The following is a 17,806-nucleotide window of genomic DNA, read 5'->3' as shown; positions in this document are numbered from 1 at the left end:
GGTACTGGGCGCTCAGTAGTTATCTACCGAGGCACCGTTCACAACGTTGGTCACATCCACGTAGACGTCGTCACCATCGATGGTGACGGCGAAAACGGGGACGGGGTCGTAAGCAGGCAGCTGGAGGGGCTGTCCACTGCGGAGGTCGAACTGGGAACCGTGTCCCCAGCATTCGATCGCGCAGCCTTCAACCTCGCCCTCGGACAACGAGATGTCCGCGTGCGAGCAGGTATCGGCGATGGCGTGGATATCGCCCATCGAATCCTTCACGATGGCTACGGGGTAGTCATCGATCAGGACGCGCAGCGCCTGCTTGACCTGGATGTCATTGGCGTTGCATACCAGTTCGCCCTTGGTGTCTTCACTCATTGTTGTCCTGCCTGGCCTGTCTTAGTTGTCGGTCGCGGCGAGTTCGCGCTCAACAGCTGCGGTCAGGCGCTCTTCGATTGCCGGAACCTTGATCTGCTGGATGATCTCGTTGAGGAAGCCTCGGACCACCAGGCGGCGGGCAACCTTTTCGGGAATGCCACGGGCCATGAGGTAGAACAGGTGCTCATCATCGAAACGGCCGGTGGCGCTGGCATGGCCGGCACCCTCAATCAAGCCGGTTTCGATTTCGAGGTTGGGAACTGAGTCCGCGCGGGCACCGTCGGTGAGGACCAGGTTGCGGTTGGCCTCGTAGGTGTCGGTGCCTTCTGCTTCCTTGCGGATAAGGACGTCGCCAACCCACACGCTGTGAGCATTGCGGCCCTGCAGTGCACCCTTGTACAGAACGCGGGACTTGCAGTTGGCCACTGCGTGGTCAACGAACAGGCGCTGCTCAAGGTGCTGTCCTGCATCGGCGAAGTATAGGCCGAACATTTCGACGTCGGCGCCCGGCGCAGTGAAGCGGGTGGACGGGGTGACGCGGACGAGGTCGCCGCCAAGACTGACAACGATGTGCTTGAACTTGGCATCGCGGCCGATCTTTGCCTGCTGCGATGAAGCGTGAACTGCGTTGTCTGCCCACTCCTGCAGCGACACAACGGTCAGTTCAGCGCCGTCTTCAACGATGATCTCCACATTCTCGGAGACAACTGCGGTGCCCTGGTGGTCCAGGACCACAACGGCTTTGGAGAAGCGCTCTGCCACAATCACGATGTGCTGGGCAGAAGGTGCCTCACCGGCGCCGGTAATCAGGACGGAAACCTCAGACTCCGCCTGCAGCTCGGCAGGCACGGTCACAACCGTTGCCTCCGCGAAGTTCTCCCAGGCATTGGCAGACACAAGATCTTCCGGGATGGCCGCTTGGCCGATGCGCTTGTCATCGCGTCCCACAGTTTCAACAACGACGCCGGCAGGTGCGGTGACGCTGACGGCCGGAGCTGCGCCGTTGAGGACTTCGGTGTGAAGGCCACGCAGGCGCTTGAGCGGTGTGAACCGCCAGTCTTCCTCAAGGCCGTTCAGCGGCTTGAAGTCAGCAAGCTTGTACGAGGTGAGGCGGCCGGCCCGCGAGCTGTCCGGAATCCCCACGCCGCCACCGTGCGAGTGGCTCTTGGCCGAAGCACCGGCGAGCGGACCAGCGGAGGGCTGCTCCGACGTCGTGGACGTATTTGTACCTGTGTTGACGGGCGAAAGGTTCTCGCCTTCCTCGGTGAAGCCGTTGATAAACGGCTGGGCCGAGGGCGCGCCGATGCGCGCCTTTTCAGTAGTGATATCAGTCATTGTTAACCGACGGACCCTTCCATCTGCAGTTCAATCAAGCGGTTCAGCTCGAGGGCGTATTCCATGGGCAATTCACGCGCAATCGGCTCGATGAAGCCGCGAACGATCATGGCCATGGCCTCGTCTTCAGGCATGCCGCGGGACATCAGATAGAAGAGCTGCTCTTCGCTGACGCGGGAAACGGTGGCCTCGTGGCCCATGACAACGTCATCCTCGCGGATGTCGATGTACGGGTACGTGTCCGAACGGGAAATCGTGTCCACCAGGAGAGCGTCGCAACGGACCGTGTTGGCCGAGTGCTTGGCGCCTTCGCGGACCTGGACCAAGCCGCGGTAAGCGGCACGGCCGCCGCCGCGGGCCACGGACTTGGAAATGATGGAGCTCTTGGTGTTCGGCGCGATGTGCACCATCTTGGAGCCGGTGTCCTGGTGCTGGCCCTCGCCTGCGAAGGCGATGGACAGCGTCTCACCCTTGGCGTGCTCGCCAACCAGGTAGACGGCCGGGTACTTCATGGTCACCTTCGAGCCGATGTTGCCATCGATCCACTCCATGGTTGCGCCCTCTTCGCAGATGGCGCGCTTGGTGACCAGGTTGTACACGTTGGTGGACCAGTTCTGGATGGTGGTGTAGCGGACGCGGGCGCCCTTCTTCACGATGATCTCCACAACGGCGGAGTGCAGCGAGTCCGAGGTGTAGATCGGAGCCGTGCAGCCTTCGATGTAGTGAACGTAGGAGTCCTCATCAGCAATGATCAGCGTGCGCTCGAACTGGCCCATGTTCTCCGTGTTGATACGGAAGTAGGCCTGCAGGGGGATGTCCACGTGCACGCCCTTGGGCACGTACACGAACGATCCGCCGGACCATACAGCCGTGTTCAACGAGGCGAACTTGTTGTCGCCCACGGGGATGATGGTTCCGAAGTACTCCTGGAAGATCTCCGGGTGTTCGCGCAAGGCGGTGTCAGTGTCCAGGAAGATAACGCCCTGGGCTTCCAGGTCCTCGCGGATCTGGTGGTAGACAACCTCGGACTCATACTGTGCGGCAACACCCGAGACGAGCCGGCTGCGCTCGGCTTCCGGGATGCCCAGTTTCTCGTACGTGTTGCGGATGTCCTCGGGAAGGTCTTCCCACGTTGCCGCCTGCTTCTCGGTGGAACGCACGAAGTACTTGATGTTGTCGAAGTCGATGCCCGAGAGGTCTGCACCCCAGGTAGGCATGGGCTTGCGGTCGAAGTACTTCAGGCCCTTAAGCCGCAGATCGAGCATCCATTCGGGCTCGTTCTTCTTCGAGGAGATGTCGCGGACAACCTCCTCGTTGAGGCCACGACGGGCATTTGCGCCTACGTCGTTCTTGTCGGCCCAGCCGTACTCGTAGTTTCCGATACCGTGCAGTTCGGGATTCTTCTCCAGAATCTCCGAGATCACAGTGCCTTCGGCTACCGCTTTCTCTGCTATTTGGTCCGTCATCACGGCCTTTCTTGCTGGTTGTTTGATTCCTGGTACGGACTCCCGGACTGCTCTGCGGCATCCGGAGATGCCGTGGCAGCCGGGCGCCCGGTAGGTATGTGGGTGGTGCAAACGTGTCCGCCCTGGGCGAGAGTGGATAGGCGCCGGACATCGACGCCCACCAGGCGGGAGAAAACCTTGGTCTCGGTATCGCAAAACACCGGGAACTCCGCAGCAAGGCGTTGGATGGGGCAATGCCCCTGGCAAAGCTGCACGCTGGACAGCGCTGCCGGCAGGGGCGATTTGGCCTCAATGGAGTGGGCAGAGGCAACAAAACCGTCGCGACTGAGGGCCTTGGACAGTGCCATGGCCCGCGCTGTGATGTCATCCCCGGCAGCTTCGACGTCCGGGGCATAACGGCGCTCCATGTCGGAGAAACGTTCCTCCGCATACTCGCGGACGGCGTCTTCCCCGGCGAGTTCCTGGAGGCGCCTGAGGGCTGAACTGGCAATATTCAGGTAATCGTCGCCGAGTCGGGATTGTCCCTGGGAGCTGAGGACATAGCGGCGGGCGGGTCGCCCTGCGCCGGAACCTGCCTTGGCTACGCGCTTGACCTCGATCTCACCGCTGCGTTCCAAATGGTCAAGATGCCTGCGAACCGCGGCGGGCGTGAATCCGAGGAGGTCGCCGAGTTCGGCGGCGCTCACTGGACCATTTTCGAGCACGGCGCTGAGGACGCGGTCCCGGGTGCGGTCATCCGCGTCCGGCAGCGCAGGCGAGGCGACCAGGGCCTCTGCCGCTGCAGCATGCCGTTGTGAAGGCATGGAAACTGGACTGCTCATGGAATACACAACACAATCATGTCGTAATTTGTTTCATGCATCCAGTAAGGCAAGACTGACCTGGGCTCCCTGCCAAGTGTGACCGTACTACTTCCCGTAGAATACTCTGGTGCGATCCCCTGATTCCCCTGTCCTCACCATAGATGGACTCATTAAGGATGTAGGCCCCCTGGCCTCCCTTGACGGCAAAATGCTCCGGGTGGTCAGTGGACTGTCCATGGTGGCCGAGCGAGGCCAAGTCACCGCGCTGTTGGGAGCGAACGGCGCCGGGAAGACCACCACGCTTGAGTGCGCCCAAGGTCTGCGGAAGCGAACCGGGGGGACCATTTCCCTGCTGGGCGCAGACCCGGATACCGCCGGTGCCGGCCTGCGGTCCCGCGTCGGTGTGATGCTCCAGGACGGTGGCTTGCCGCCGTCGGCCCGTCCTATCCCGCTGTTGCGACACGTTGCCGGCATGTACCGAAACCCGATGAATATCGATGCCCTGGTGGAACGCCTCGGCATCAACCAGTTCAGCCGGACCAATGTGCGCCGCCTGTCGGGCGGCCAGAAACAACGGCTGGCGCTGGCAGCCGCACTGGTGGGAAACCCCGAGATCCTCTTCCTTGACGAGCCCAGTGCAGGGTTGGACCCACAATCCCGCCAGATGGTTTTCGACTTGATCGCCGAACTTCGGGACGCCGGCATGGGCATCGTCCTCACCACGCACCTGATGGACGACGCCGAACGCCTGGCTGACTACGTGTACATCATTGATGGCGGTCACAACGTGGTGGAGGGGACCGTTTCCGAGCTCCTCAAGCATGACCACACGGCCGGGGCCGCCATCACTGATCGCACCCTGTACTTCGACGCCCCGGCCGGACTCGAGTTCGCCGGAGTTCTCAGAGCGGGCCTGCAAGTATCGGAAACGCGCTCCGGTAGTTACTCCATCACAGGCGAACTCACGCCGCGGGATCTGGCAACGCTGACTGCCTGGTGGGCGGAACGGAACATCATGCCTGCCTCACTGCGCCTGGAAGCCCGAAGCCTGGAAGACGTGTTCCTGGATATTTCCGGAAGGGACCTCCGATGAGCAAGCTCCTCTCCCCCAACGCCGGACCGGCGTCACTGGCCCGCCGGATCGTTCAACAGGGGCGGTACGAGACCATCACTATGCTGCGGAACGGCGAGCAACTCATTCTCGCGATCGTCCTGCCCTTGATGGCCTTGGTGGGGCTGGTAGTCACTCCACTGCTTGATGGTCTGGGTGGAACCCGTGTTGACGTGGCCACCCCGGGAATCCTGGCTCTGTGCGCCATGTCCACGGCCTTTACCGGCCAAGGCATTGCTACCGGATTTGATCGTCGCTACGGAGTCCTTCGCTTCCTGTCCACCACGCCCCTGGGCAGGGGCGGGCTCATAGCCGGAAAGATCCTCGCTGTGCTGGTGGTCCTCCTTCTCCAGGTAGTAGTGGTTGGAGTCATCGCCGGCTTCCTGGGCTGGCAGCCGCGGCTCGAGGCGTGGCCCGCGGGAATCGGGTTGCTGGTGCTTGGCGCCGCCGCCTTCACAGCACTTGGCCTGCTGGTTGCGGGCACGGTTCGTCCTGAAGCAACCCTGGCCATCACCAACCTGCTGTGGATCCTGCTGGGCGCGCTTGGCGGGATTGTGGTGCCGTCCGAACGGCTCCCTTCTGCGGTCCAGGGAATCGTCCAGTTCCTGCCTTCAGGAGCATTGGGGCAAGCCCTCAGAGACGCGTTCTTGCTGGGAGCCGTACCATTTCCCGCTGTCCTGATCCTCTTGCTGTGGACTGTCCTGGCCGGGGCCGCAGCCATCCGCTGGTTCAAGTGGAACTAACCAACCTGGCACCGACAACAATGCAGAACTGAGAAGTGAGAAAACTGTGAGCACGGCATCGCGCCTTCCCAAGACCATCCAGCGGTTCACGTCCAAGTTGCCCACCGAGGTCAACAAAGCCGTACGTAGACTGGCTTTGCTGTCACTCATTGGACAGACAGTACTGGTGGTCACCGGTGGTGCAGTGCGCCTTACGGCCTCCGGCCTTGGTTGCCCTACGTGGCCGCGATGCACCAGCGACTCGCTGGTCAACACCCCTGAGATGGGTGTTCACGGGTTCATTGAATTCGGCAACCGCCTCCTCACGTTCGCCCTCGCAGCTGTCGCAGCCCTGATGTTGGTGTACTTGTGGAACCTGCGCAAGCAGCGCCGAGACCTGTTCATGCTTGCCCTGGGTCTGTTGGCAAGCATCCCCACGCAGGCGGTTATCGGCGGTATCACAGTACTGTCGGGCCTGAACCCTTGGGTGGTGGGCCTGCATTTCCTCGTGTCCATGGCCTTGGTGGTCTTCTCAACCTTGCTGGTCAACCGCGCCTACGGGCGCACGGGGGGCTTCATGAACAGGACATTGCAGTCCCTCCCGGGCATTGCCCGGCCCCTGACCATGGCTGTTGCGGTCTTCGCTGCCATTGCCGTGATGCTGGGTGTAGTGGTGACTGGCGCCGGCCCGCACGCCGGGGATGCGGATGCACCGCGCAACGACCTCGACTGGGACCTCTTCTCCCACATACATGCGGTTCCTGCGTACCTCATCACCGCAGGCACACTTTTCGCCGTGTATCTGGTGGTCCGGCAAAAGATCGGTGGTCCTTTCCGTACCGCCACGTATCTCCTGCTCGGCGTGACGTTGCTGCAGGCTGTCATTGGCTTCACGCAGTACTACAACGGCATCCCTGCATTGCTTGTAGGCGCTCACATGCTCGGCGCAGCCCTGCTGATGAGTGCTGCCACCAACGCAGCGGACGTGGCAAAGTCCAGCCCGGTCCACCATCAGGTGTCCTAGGCGCGAATGAGTTGGGCGGGGTTGGACTGCATGGCCAGTACGGCCGGGTAGACGGCGGACAGGATGCCGCTGGCGAGCCCCGCTCCAACACCCCACAACGACGCATACCAAGGGATCGCTGATGCCCAGCCCTGACTTGACGCGTAGGCCAGTACAGCCCCCATGCCCACAGCTGCGCCCGCAGCACCGCCCAAGGCTCCCACCACTGCCCCTTCGGTGACGAACATCGATGCCAGTACTCCGCGTCGCATGCCCAGAGCCAGCCGGAGTGCAATCTCGCTTGATCGCGTCAGCACGCCCAAATACATGGTGGTTCCGGCGCTGAGACAGGCCATGGCGAGCAATACCACTGAAACGATGGCCACCAGCCTGCCGAGGTCCGAATTGATCCCTTGCCTGAGCTCGCGCAGATCCGCCACGGTCTGCACCTTCACGTTGCCGGGATCGCTCGGCTGGAGCGCTTTCGGCAGCGCTTCCGCTATGGCGGCCGGCATCCCTGGAGTGGTTCGAAGGACCAGGCTCGCTGCGACGTTGCTGGCCGAGGGATAGGATCCAATACCCACCAGGACCGCTGCCGGCAGAACAGGGTCCCGGCCCGGGTCGTCAATAATCCCCACCACTGGGACGGGCTGGCCATACAGCCACACCACGACGCCGGGTCCTGGCTTTGCGGCTCCCAGTTGGTCGGCGGCTTCCCGGCCCAGGATGGCAACGGGTCCCCCGAACGACTGGTCGAGCAGGGCGGCGTCGCCGAAAGAGACCGTTGCGCCTTGGAGGCGAAGGTAGGCAGAGTCAACTACCCGTACGGCTCCGTTGAATATCGGTTGTTCGGGAAATGTGGCGGGGCGGAACGTTGATGGCTGCACCACCGACGATGAGAGCTCGGCAATGACGCCGGCATCGTGAACACCGAAAAGTCCCGCGGATGCCTGGAGATCGTTCCTGACGGCCTCCCATGATGCATAACCTCCCTCGCGCGTCACCCGGACTTCGTCTCTTGCGGCTGCGTCGATCCGAGCAGATACCTTGACGGAGGCGCTCTCGCTGAGACCGATGGCCGCTACCAGCCCTCCGCTGCCCAGAAGGAATGCCATGATCAGCAAGAGGGCCTTGGCGGGACGAACCGTGAGCGCGGACAGTGCGTCAGCAATAACATCCGCGGCCTCGTGGCGTCGGTGCCGGACGAAGGTGGGTTTGTCCTTTCCTCGAACGGGAACCGAATCTTTTGGAATGACGAGGCGGTTCCGGTGCTCACCTGTGTCCTTGACGATGGCTCCATCGCGCATGGTGATGATGCGGTCCGCAGCTTTGGCAATGTCCGGATCGTGGGTCACCATGGCCACGGTGGTTCCAGAGTCACTGAGCTCGCGCAGGTGGTGGATGACGATCTCGCCGTTCGCCGTGTCCAGGCTGCCCGTGGGTTCGTCGGCTAGTACTACCCTGGGCGTGCCCATTACTGCCCTGGCAATGGCGAGCCGTTGCCGCTCTCCCCCGGACAAAAGCGCAGCCGGGATCGCGGCCCTGCCCGCAAGGCCAAATCTGGCAAGGGCCGGTATGACCAGTTGTTTCTGAACACCAATCCCAATTCCCCGTGCGCGGAGGCCCAGCACGGCATTCCGGGCTGCTGCGTCCCGCCCCACCATGTGGGATTCCTGAAAGACGAAGCCAAAAACGTCTGCCCGCCGTTGCGCTCTCTGCTTCTGGTTAAGTCCTTGGACGTCCGCACCATCGATCAGATACACACCGCGCGTCGGTGTGTCCAGGAGTCCGAGAATGTTGAGCAGGGTCGACTTTCCCGAACCCGACGGACCGACGATAGCGACGAACTCCCCCTCCTGGATGTCCAGAGACACGTCGTCCAGGGCCTTCGCTCCGGAAAACAGCCGATCCACTGCACGCAAGCTGAGAATCGGCTGGCGTTGTTCGGGATCAGGCGATCTCGGGGAAGATACGGGAGTGCTCATTGCAGCTTGACCTCGTCCCCAACAGCCAGTCCGTCGACGTCAGCGATGGCCACCCAACCGTCCGCCTGCGCTGTGATGTTAACGTCCAATCGTCGGGACTCGCCGTTCCCCTCAACCAGGAGGTAGGGCATACCACTCTCTTGTCGAATGGCTATCAGCGGAACGGCCAAGGACTCCATGGCCGCGCTGCCTGCAGTGACGGTGACTGATTGGCCGGCCGCGAATCCCTGTGTCCCCGGTGGCAGGGTCACGGTGATGTCTTTTCCTGGAAATTCGTTCGTACTTGGGTCCCCCTCCCGAAAGCTGCTGACCTGCGCCACGGCTGTCTCCAGGACTGTGGATCCTGCCCTGACCGTTGCAGGCATGCCCACAGGGAATTGTTCCGCTTGGACAACATCGGCCCGGGCCACAATTGAGTCGGCGGCGACATTGATCCGTGCCACGATCCCATCCTCTGCCAGAATGGCACCAGGCCCAGCGATGAACGCGATCGTCCCGGTGTCACCGGGTACCTGCATGAATTCCCGCCAGTGGAACACGACGTCTGACGGGGATGCCTTGGCTGAAGGACCAAACTCCGTGGGTGCCTGAAACCCCGCCGCCTTGTACCAGAAACCCAATGCCTGCTGGGTTGGCAGATCAAAGGTTCCTGTTACGGGACACCCATAACCCAACGAGGCCAAGCCGGTCTGAAGGGCTTCCACATCGGGTCCCGTGTCACCGTGGGTGATGTCCCTGTACAACGGGACACTGGCGGGCAGGATCAGTAAAGGTCTGCCGGACACGACGGCCAGCAATTCTCCTGGGACAACCAGGCTTCCGGCCTCTTTGGCCGCTGATGTCACCACCAGCCTGTCAACACCATCGGCAAGGCTTGCCCTAAGAACGGCCTGTGCTCCCGCGATGACTTTTCCTGCAACGACCGTCTGTTTAACCACTGCCCGACGCTCCACGGTTGCCGACACTGGAACAACGACCGCCAGGGACGGCGTCGGTTCCGCCCCTGCCATGCCGGAACCACCGGCCCAGTACGCGGCGCCCAACCCTGCCAGCACAACAAGAACCGCCACGGGAATCAGCCACCAACGCGGAACACGCCGCATGGCACGGGTAAACGTCAGTGACTCAGAGCCTTGCATCAGCCACGCCGTGATCCCGCAGTATCTGCTTTGCATGCTCCACTGCAGCCGCCTTCTCTTCTGCCAAGGCGTTGAGTTGTGCTTGATGGTCCTTCATCTGTGCTGCCTGATACTGCGCCAGAATGTCATAAGGTTTTCCTGCTCCGCCACTGGCCTCTTTACAATCAAGGTCCAACAAGGCACCACGAATCTCGTCTTCCTTGGAGCCGCTCGACTTTAGGTTCCACGAACCTTCCTCGGCAACCTTGAGGCCCTTGGCGGCGACGCACTCCTCCCAGCCCTGCCGGAAGGCTACATAGTCCGAATCGCGTTCAGTCAGTGCCACAGCGTTGCGCGTGATCTGGTTCTGCAGAGACGTGTCGCCGGCCAGGCCCTCAAGGAGTTCAGGCAAACCAGCGCGCCCCACCGAACTGGTGCACTTCACTTCCATTTCCTGTTGCTGTGCGCTGAGGGGAGGGCGCTCCGGTTGTTCATCCATCACACCCGGAATCATGCGGATCTCCGGCATGGCACCATTACGCGCGGCCAGGGAACGGGACCACTGACCATATCTATAGTCCTGCAGAGCCTTGCCTCCGCCTCCCCAGGGTGCAACCGTGAAGCCCGCGTCCTCGACGCAGTCGTAAATGAGGAAGGCAACCGCCGTATTGACCATGACGTTCTCGCGGTCTGAGTACCAGTAGGCACTCATGGGGAGAACCACCTCACCGCTTGTTTCGTTGAGGGATGCCCTTGCCCCGGCACCGGCGGAACGATCGACGGACGGCAAGCTGGCGGTGGCAGGTTCGATGGGCGGTGCCGCTGACGGGGCGGAACAGGCCGTGGTGAGACTCACCACAACAGCAAGCGACACGGCAATCTGCACGATGGATCCAAAGGTGGGAGGTCGCAAGGCTAACCCCAGATGCTGGAGATCTCGTCGTCCCAGTTCACGCCTGAATACATTGACACGCCCCGAAGATCGTTCACTGCGTTGCCACCACGGAAAATGACGGCATGGCCCGAGTAGTTGAGATCCCGGTACAGATAGACGTAGGGCGATTGAACGTTCGCCGGCGGGCCAATGACGATCGAACTGGCCTTATCGTTTGCTGCGTCACCCACATATGATGCGACCCAGTTATAGGACCGCTGTGTTCCTGTGAACCAGTAGTCGTCATAGAGGCATACACGCTCCGTGGAGCATGCCGGTGCGGCTTGGGCGGCAGTCACCCCGGTCAGGACTGACGCTGACGCCACTGTCAGAATTCCGGCTGTACGAAGGATTGCTTTCACTGTTTTCCCCAGTGCTCGAGGTGATTGGAACAGCTTTGTTCCACCACGAACGCTAAGCGCCTACGCCCACCACCTAGACGCCAGAACTCAAACTAGGTGACGTTTAGCGGCAAATTTGAGTGCTCAACAGTCAAATCTAGGTGGTTGCGGGAGGTCTCTAGGTGGCGGCCCGTCCCATCCTGGAGCATCAGAAGTTCTGTCCTGGAAACCAGAAAAGGTTCGACGCCGGCACTCAGGTGAGTACCGGCGTCGAACCTTTTTGCTGTAGGGGCTGGCGCTTGGCTTAGCCGCCGATGATCGGTGAGCCGATGAACGGGTCCACGGCCAGCGCGATAAAGAGCAATGTCAGGTAGCTGATGGAACCGTGGAAGACCTTCATGGCGCCCTTGTTGGAAACGTCGCCTCCCTGTGCGCGCTTGTACAAGGCGTGGCTCTCATAGAGGAACCACGCTCCGGCGGCAACGGCAACAACTGTGTAGACCCAGCCGGCCCCGCCGACGGGGATCATCAGGAGGGAGCAGGCAACCATGGCCCAGGCGTAGAGAACTACCTGTACAGAGACCACTTTTGCGCCGGCGATGGCACCGAGCATGGGCACCTTTGCGTTGCGGTAGTCCTCGCCGTAACGCATGGACAGGGGCCAGTAGTGAGGAGGCGTCCAAAGGAAGATGACCATGAAAAGGACGATTGCGGGCCACTCAACGGTGTTGGTAACAGCCGCCCAGGCGATGAGTACCGGGAAGCATCCGGCAGCCCCGCCCCATACGATGTTCTGGGCAGTCCGGCGCTTCAGGATCATGGTGTAAATGACCACGTAGAAAACGATCGCACCGAGGCCCAGCCAAGCGGATAGCGGGTTGGCGCCGAACCACAGGATCGCGATGGAGGCAGCCCCCAGAATCCAAGCGAACACCAAGGCCTCGCGTGGAGTCACCTCGCCGGTGACCAGGGGACGCTTTTCAGTGCGGTGCATCAATTTGTCGATGTCGCGGTCGATGTAGCAGTTGAACACCCCCGCGCTGCCGGCTGCGAACGCGCCGCCAACGAGCGTTGCCAGGATCAAGCCAATGGACGGGAAACCGCGCTGCGCAAAGATCATGGTGGGAAGAGTGCTGACCAGGAGCAACTCGATGACACGGGGTTTCGTCAGAGCCAGATACGCCTTGAACTTACGGGAAATTCCGATGCTTCCCCGGGCCGGGGACGCGTTAAGGGGCGTATCAGTTGTGCTCACGGCGGCAGTCACTCTGTTCTATGCTCTGGGGTTCTCACAGCGGCTGCCATCCCGGCTTTCAAAGAAACGCGGGCGCACGAACCGCTGGTGGCCTCCAAATATCATACCGTGGCCGGAAGTGGCCCGTTGTCCGCAAAATGCGTCAATGTTTCCGAATCTTCACACCACCACCGGGCCATTGTGATTCATATAAGGGAATTTCTGTCCAGTTAGTGGGATTCCCTGAGTTACATGACACGTTTAGGGCTAAGCTGTTGAGCAGATCAGCACACGTTGACGATCCGGGAAACCGTATTCTCGGATATCCGTGCGTCTGGATGAGAGATCAACGTTTCAATGGTGAACGGCTGGTAGACACATTGCAGCGGGCGCCATCCTGTGCTTCCTGCGTGCCGTGTCCGTACGCCTGCCGTCAGCACAGAGAGGGGCTCGGTTTTCGTGCCACATTTGGAAGAGCAAGAACTGTCATGGACCGATCTGGACAAGAAGGCAGTTGACACCGTTCGCGTGTTGGCCGCTGACGCCGTGGAGAAGGTCGGCAATGGCCACCCTGGTACGGCGATGAGCTTGGCTCCGGCAGCGTACCTGCTGTTCCAGAAGCTGATGCGTCATGACCCGAAGAACCCGGACTGGATTGGCCGTGACCGGTTCATCCTGTCCCCTGGCCACACCTCCCTGACCCTGTACATCCAGCTGTTCCTCTCCGGGTACGGCCTGGAACTGAAGGACCTTGAGGCGCTGCGTACTTGGGGTTCATTGACCCCGGGCCACCCCGAGTACAAGCACACCGCCGGTGTGGAAATCACCACCGGCCCGCTGGGCCAGGGCCTGGCGTCCGCAGTTGGTTTCGCGTACTCCCAGCGTCGCCAGCGCGGCCTGTTCGACGCCGATGCTCCCGCTGGCGAGTCGCCGTTCGACCACACCATCTGGGTTATCGCTTCCGACGGCGACCTCCAGGAAGGCGTCACGTCCGAGGCTTCCTCGCTCGCGGGGCACCAGGAGCTGGGCAACCTCGTGGTTATCTACGACGAGAACCACATCTCCATCGAAGACGACACCGACATCGCGTTCACCGAAGACGTCCTCAAGCGCTACGAGGCCTACGGCTGGCACACCCAGCGCGTCGACTGGACCAAGACCGGCGACTACGTCGAAGACGTCCAGGAGCTCTACTCCGCACTGCAGGCAGCCAAGGCAGAGACGAACAAGCCGTCCATCATCTCGCTGCGGACCATCATCGGCTACCCGGCTCCGAAGAAGCAGAACACCGGCAAGATCCACGGCTCTGCACTGGGTGCCGAGGAAGTCGCAGCACTGAAGACCGTGCTCGGCTTCGATCCCGCCAAGTCCTTCGACGTTGACGAGGAAGTCCTGGCCCACGCCCGCAAGGTCCTGGACCGCGGCGCCGAGTCCCGCGCAGCATGGCAGACCTCTTTCGAGGCATGGCAGTCCGCCAACCCGGACGCCGCAGCCCTGCTGGAGCGCGTTGAAGCCAAGAAGTTGCCCGTGGGCATCGACGCCGCGCTTCCCGTGTTCGAGGCCGGCAAGGACGTTTCCACCCGTGCAGCTTCCGGTAAGGTCCTGAACGCGATCGGCCCGGTTCTTCCCGAGCTGTGGGGCGGTTCGGCTGACCTCGCCGAGTCGAACAACACCACTATTGAAGGTTCGCCGTCGTTCATCCCGACGTCGCATTCCACGGATGCCTGGAAAGGCAACCCGTACGGTCGGGTGCTGCACTTCGGCATCCGTGAGCACGCCGCGGCATCCATCGTGAACGGCATCTCGCTCCACGGCCGCACCCGCGCGTTCTCCGGCACGTTCCTGATCTTCTCCGACTACCAGCGCCCGGCCATCCGCCTCGGCGCGCTGATGGGTGTCCCGTCCCTCTACGTATGGACGCATGACTCCATCGGCCTGGGCGAGGACGGACCCACCCACCAGCCGGTGGAGCAGCTCGCCTCCCTGCGCGCTATTCCGGGCCTGGATGTGGTCCGCCCCGGCGACGCCAACGAGGTCTCAGCTGCCTGGAAGGCGATGCTGGAGAACCACGAGAACCCGGCAGGCATCGTCCTGACCCGCCAGAACATCCCCACCTACGCCCGCGGCGAAGGTGAAGCCAGCGGTGACACCTTCGGTTCCACCGCAGGTGTGGCCAAGGGCGGCTACGTCCTGGCCGAAGCCTCCAAGGACGGCGAAACCGTTGACGCGCAGGTCATCCTGATCGGCACCGGTTCCGAGGTCCAGCTCGCAGTCCAGGCCCGCGAAGCCCTCCAGGCTGAAGGCATCGCAGCACGCGTTGTCTCCATGCCCTGCGTTGAGTGGTTCAACAAGCAGGACGAGGCCTACCGCGAATCCGTGCTCCCGGCAGCGGTGAAGGCCCGCGTCTCTGTTGAGGCAGGCCTGGCGCTCGGCTGGCGCGAATTCGTCGGCGACGCCGGCCGCTCCATCTCCCTGGAGCACTTCGGCGCCTCGGCTGACTACAAGCGGCTCTTCAACGAATTCGGCATCACCGCCGAAGCCGTCGCAGCCGCAGCCAAAGACTCCCTCGCAGACTCGAACGCATAACAGTCTGTTTCCCTCTCACAGGAGAAAAACACATGTCTAGCACTCCCACGCAGCAACTTTCTGACGCCGGCGTTTCCATCTGGCTCGATGACCTCTCCCGCACCCGCCTTGACTCCGGCACCCTGCAGAAGCTCATCGACGAAAAGAACGTCGTTGGTGTAACCACCAACCCGTCCATCTTCCACGCCGCCATCACCGCCGGCACGGATTATGACGCCACCATCGCAGCGCAGGCCGCGGCCGGTGCCAGCGTCGAAGAGACCATCTTCGAAATCACCACCACGGACGTGGCCGACGCCTGCGATCTCTTCGCGCCGATCGCCGCTGCCACCCATGGAGTGGATGGCCGTGTCTCCATCGAGGTGGACCCCCGCCTTGCTTGGGACACCGCCGGTACCATCGCCGAGGCCAAGCACCTTTACGCCAAGGTCAACAAGGACAACGTCCACATCAAGATCCCGGCAACCTTGGAAGGCCTCGAAGCCATCACGGCTACCCTGGCTGAGGGCATCAGCGTCAACGTGACGCTGATCTTCTCCTTGGAGCGCTACCGCGCGGTCATCAACGCTTTCCAGTCCGGCCTTGAGCAGGCCAAGGAGAACGGCCACGACCTCTCCAAGATCCACTCGGTGGCGTCATTCTTCGTCTCCCGCGTTGACTCGGAGATCGACAAGCGCCTTGACGCCATCGGCACCGATGAAGCCAAGGCACTCAAGGGCAAGGCAGGCGTTGCGAACGCACGTCTGGCTTACCAGGTCTACGAAGAGCTCTTCTCCACCGAACGCTGGGCAGTGCTCGCCGAAGCCGGCGCGCTCCCCCAGCGCCCCCTGTGGGCCTCAACCGGTGTGAAGGACCCGGCGTACCCGGACACCCTCTACGTGACCGAGCTCGTTGCAGCCGGCGTAGTGAACACGATGCCGGAAAAGACGCTCGACGCCACGTTCGACCACGGCGTGGTCACCGGTGACACCATCACCGGCACGTACGACGAAGCGAACGAGACCCTCAACGCCCTCGAAGCACTCGGCGTCTCCTACAACGACGTCGTGACCCTTCTCGAGACCGAAGGTCTTGAGAAGTTTGTGGGCTCTTGGAAGGAACTCCTCGCCGACGTTGAAGGCGCACTCGTCACCGCACGGAAGGCTTCCTAAGTAACTATGAGCACAATCAGCTACGACGCCAGCGGTGCCGCCCAGCAGGCAATCGCCCAGCATATTGACGGTTTGGTCGAAGAAAAGATCGCAACCCGGATTTTCGCCAAGGACCACACCTTGTGGGGCCCTGATGCAGAGTCTGAGTCCGCGATCCGCCTTGGCTGGGTAGAGGCCGCCACCGTGTCCCAGGCTCTGGTCGGGGACATCCTGGAGCTTCGTGACGCCCTCCGCGCCGAGGGGGTTACCCGCATTGTTCTTTGTGGCATGGGTGGGTCTTCCTTGGCTCCTGAGGTTATTGCCGGCACCGCCGGCGTCGAGCTGACTGTGCTGGACAGCACTGACCCTGAACAGGTCAGCGCTGCCCTGAATGACCGGTTGGCAGAGACGGCCATTGTCGTCTCTTCCAAGTCGGGCTCCACCGTTGAGACTGATTCCCAGCGACGAGTCTTCGAGAAGGCGTTCAACGACGCCGGTATCGATGCCAAGAGCCGCATCATCATTGTTACGGATCCGGGCTCGCCCCTGGACAAGGCTTCCCGCGAGGCTGGCTACCGTGCCGTGTTCAACGCCGATCCCAACGTCGGTGGACGATTCTCAGCACTCACTGCATTCGGTCTGGTCCCTTGTGGTCTGGCAGGCGTGGACATCCAGGCCTTCCTGGATGAGGCAGAAGAGGCGGCGGAGGTCCTCAACGAGGATTCAGCTGACAACATCGGGCTGGCCCTGGGCATTGCCCTGGGTGGTACCAGTCCGTTGCGCAACAAGATTGTCATCGCGGAAGACGGATCCGGCATTGTCGGTTTCGCCGACTGGGCCGAGCAGCTGATCGCTGAATCCACCGGCAAACTCGGCACTGGTGTGCTGCCGGTCGTCGCGGGCCCGGATTCCCCCGAAGCCCTTAACGGGGCCGACGACGTTCTGGTGGTTCGGCTGGTAAGCGCGGACGCCGACGTCGAACTCCGGGACAACGAGGTGGCAATCGCCGGTGGGCTGCCTTCCCAGATGTTCGTTTGGGAATTTGCCACGGCAGTTGCAGGTCGCCTGTTGGGGATCAACCCGTTTGACCAGCCCGACGTCGAGGCTGCGAAGGTGGCTGCACGCGGCCTGCTGGACGCACGCCCCGAACCCACCCCGGCGGCCTTCACCGATGGCGCAGTGGAAGTACGCGGCGGCGATTGGCTTGGCTCCGCGACGACTGCCTCGGAAGCTGTGCAGGCCCTCCTGGGCCAGCTGGGCGCGGATGGCTACTTGAGCGTCCAGGCCTACCTTGACCGGATTTCGCACGCACCGCTGGAAGGCATCCGTGACGAACTCGCAGCTGTCAGCGGCCGTCCGGTGACGTTCGGTTGGGGCCCGCGGTTCCTTCACTCCACCGGCCAGTTCCACAAGGGCGGACCGGCAATCGGCGTCTTCCTTCAGATCACTGCGGCATCGTCCACCGATCTGGAGATCCCGGAGCGACCGTTTACTTTCGGTCAGCTCATTGCCGCCCAGGCTTCGGGCGACGCCCAGGTCCTTGAGGGCCATGGCCGCCCAGTCCTGCGCCTGCACCTCACCGAACGTGCAGCAGGCGTGGCACAACTCCAGGAAGTCGTCGCTGCGCTGGCCGGCCAGGCCAGCGCACTCGAAAGCTAAGGCACAGAAC

15 protein-coding genes are annotated in these 17,806 nt (G+C 62.2%); 6 read left to right on the top strand and 9 right to left on the bottom strand.

What is annotated here, in order from left to right:
* Nucleotides 1-12: 12 nt before the first annotated feature.
* From BMY91_RS09835 to BMY91_RS09820, 4 genes are read right to left on the bottom strand one after another with little or no spacing between them, the layout of a single operon-like run.
* Nucleotides 13-369 carry a non-heme iron oxygenase ferredoxin subunit gene (locus tag BMY91_RS09835; protein WP_090821348.1) on the bottom strand — a complete coding sequence of 119 codons (357 nt, stop codon included), beginning with the start codon at nucleotides 367-369 and terminating at the stop codon, nucleotides 13-15.
* A 21-nt stretch (nucleotides 370-390) separates the two neighbouring features.
* Entirely contained in the window at nucleotides 391-1,704 is a 1,314-nt protein-coding gene (gene sufD / locus BMY91_RS09830) for a Fe-S cluster assembly protein SufD (protein ID WP_090821346.1), read from the bottom strand.
* Between the two features lie 2 nt (nucleotides 1,705-1,706).
* Entirely contained in the window at nucleotides 1,707-3,170 is a 1,464-nt protein-coding gene (sufB, locus tag BMY91_RS09825) for a Fe-S cluster assembly protein SufB (protein ID WP_062068692.1), read from the bottom strand.
* On the bottom strand, nucleotides 3,170-3,991 hold the full coding sequence (locus BMY91_RS09820) for a helix-turn-helix transcriptional regulator (protein ID WP_090821763.1): 822 nt from the start codon (nucleotides 3,989-3,991) through the stop codon (nucleotides 3,170-3,172). Before BMY91_RS09820 ends, sufB begins: the two co-directional genes overlap by 1 nt.
* 109 nt (nucleotides 3,992-4,100) lie before the next feature.
* Between BMY91_RS09820 and BMY91_RS09815 the strand changes: the two genes are divergently transcribed.
* Genes BMY91_RS09815 through BMY91_RS09805 form a run of 3 tightly spaced genes read left to right on the top strand, consistent with a single transcriptional unit; the run spans nucleotide 4,101 to nucleotide 6,830 of the window.
* Nucleotides 4,101-5,066 carry an ABC transporter ATP-binding protein gene (locus tag BMY91_RS09815; RefSeq protein ID WP_090821344.1) on the top strand — a complete coding sequence of 322 codons (966 nt, stop codon included), beginning with the start codon at nucleotides 4,101-4,103 and terminating at the stop codon, nucleotides 5,064-5,066.
* Nucleotides 5,063-5,827: an ABC transporter permease gene (locus tag BMY91_RS09810; RefSeq protein ID WP_090821343.1), complete on the top strand. Its 765-nt coding sequence runs from the start codon at nucleotides 5,063-5,065 to the stop codon at nucleotides 5,825-5,827. Before BMY91_RS09815 ends, BMY91_RS09810 begins: the two co-directional genes overlap by 4 nt.
* A 46-nt stretch (nucleotides 5,828-5,873) precedes the next feature.
* Nucleotides 5,874-6,830 (top strand): COX15/CtaA family protein, encoded by a 957-nt coding sequence (locus tag BMY91_RS09805; protein WP_090821342.1) that lies wholly within the window; start codon nucleotides 5,874-5,876, stop codon nucleotides 6,828-6,830.
* Here the strand turns inward: BMY91_RS09805 and BMY91_RS09800 are convergent.
* The 5 genes from BMY91_RS09800 to BMY91_RS09780 form a co-directional block, all read right to left on the bottom strand.
* Complete coding sequence (locus BMY91_RS09800) at nucleotides 6,827-8,794, bottom strand: ABC transporter ATP-binding protein/permease (protein WP_090821341.1); 1,968 nt, start codon at nucleotides 8,792-8,794, stop codon at nucleotides 6,827-6,829. The two genes, BMY91_RS09805 and BMY91_RS09800, sit on opposite strands and share 4 nt — an antisense overlap.
* Nucleotides 8,791-9,933: a hypothetical protein gene (locus BMY91_RS09795; RefSeq protein ID WP_090821339.1), complete on the bottom strand. Its 1,143-nt coding sequence runs from the start codon at nucleotides 9,931-9,933 to the stop codon at nucleotides 8,791-8,793. The genes BMY91_RS09800 and BMY91_RS09795 overlap by 4 nt, the downstream gene beginning before the upstream one ends.
* Nucleotides 9,920-10,798, bottom strand: a complete 879-nt coding sequence (locus BMY91_RS09790) for a hypothetical protein (protein ID WP_090821337.1) — start codon at nucleotides 10,796-10,798, stop codon at nucleotides 9,920-9,922. The genes BMY91_RS09795 and BMY91_RS09790 overlap by 14 nt, the downstream gene beginning before the upstream one ends.
* Nucleotides 10,799-10,827: 29 nt before the next feature.
* On the bottom strand, nucleotides 10,828-11,208 hold the full coding sequence (locus BMY91_RS09785) for a peptidase inhibitor family I36 protein (protein WP_177179890.1): 381 nt from the start codon (nucleotides 11,206-11,208) through the stop codon (nucleotides 10,828-10,830).
* 283 nt (nucleotides 11,209-11,491) lie between these two features.
* Entirely contained in the window at nucleotides 11,492-12,454 is a 963-nt protein-coding gene (locus BMY91_RS09780; RefSeq protein ID WP_090821333.1) for a heme o synthase, read from the bottom strand.
* A 426-nt stretch (nucleotides 12,455-12,880) separates the two neighbouring features.
* Here BMY91_RS09780 and tkt point away from each other — a divergent pair, with 426 nt between their 5' ends.
* Genes tkt through BMY91_RS09765 form a run of 3 tightly spaced genes read left to right on the top strand, consistent with a single transcriptional unit; the run spans nucleotide 12,881 to nucleotide 17,796 of the window.
* Nucleotides 12,881-15,007 (top strand): transketolase, encoded by a 2,127-nt coding sequence (gene tkt, locus BMY91_RS09775; protein ID WP_256212679.1) that lies wholly within the window; start codon nucleotides 12,881-12,883, stop codon nucleotides 15,005-15,007.
* A 32-nt stretch (nucleotides 15,008-15,039) separates the two neighbouring features.
* Nucleotides 15,040-16,158: a transaldolase gene (tal, locus tag BMY91_RS09770; protein ID WP_090821331.1), complete on the top strand. Its 1,119-nt coding sequence runs from the start codon at nucleotides 15,040-15,042 to the stop codon at nucleotides 16,156-16,158.
* A gap of 6 nt (nucleotides 16,159-16,164) precedes the next feature.
* Complete coding sequence (locus BMY91_RS09765; protein ID WP_090821329.1) at nucleotides 16,165-17,796, top strand: glucose-6-phosphate isomerase; 1,632 nt, start codon at nucleotides 16,165-16,167, stop codon at nucleotides 17,794-17,796.
* Nucleotides 17,797-17,806 lie beyond the last annotated feature (10 nt).

The sequence above is a fragment of the Arthrobacter sp. yr096 genome (genome assembly GCF_900108925.1).
In the GTDB taxonomy this organism is placed as follows: domain Bacteria; phylum Actinomycetota; class Actinomycetes; order Actinomycetales; family Micrococcaceae; genus Arthrobacter.
Note: the sequence above shows the minus strand (reverse complement) of the source record. Positions and strands in the feature narration are given on the sequence as shown.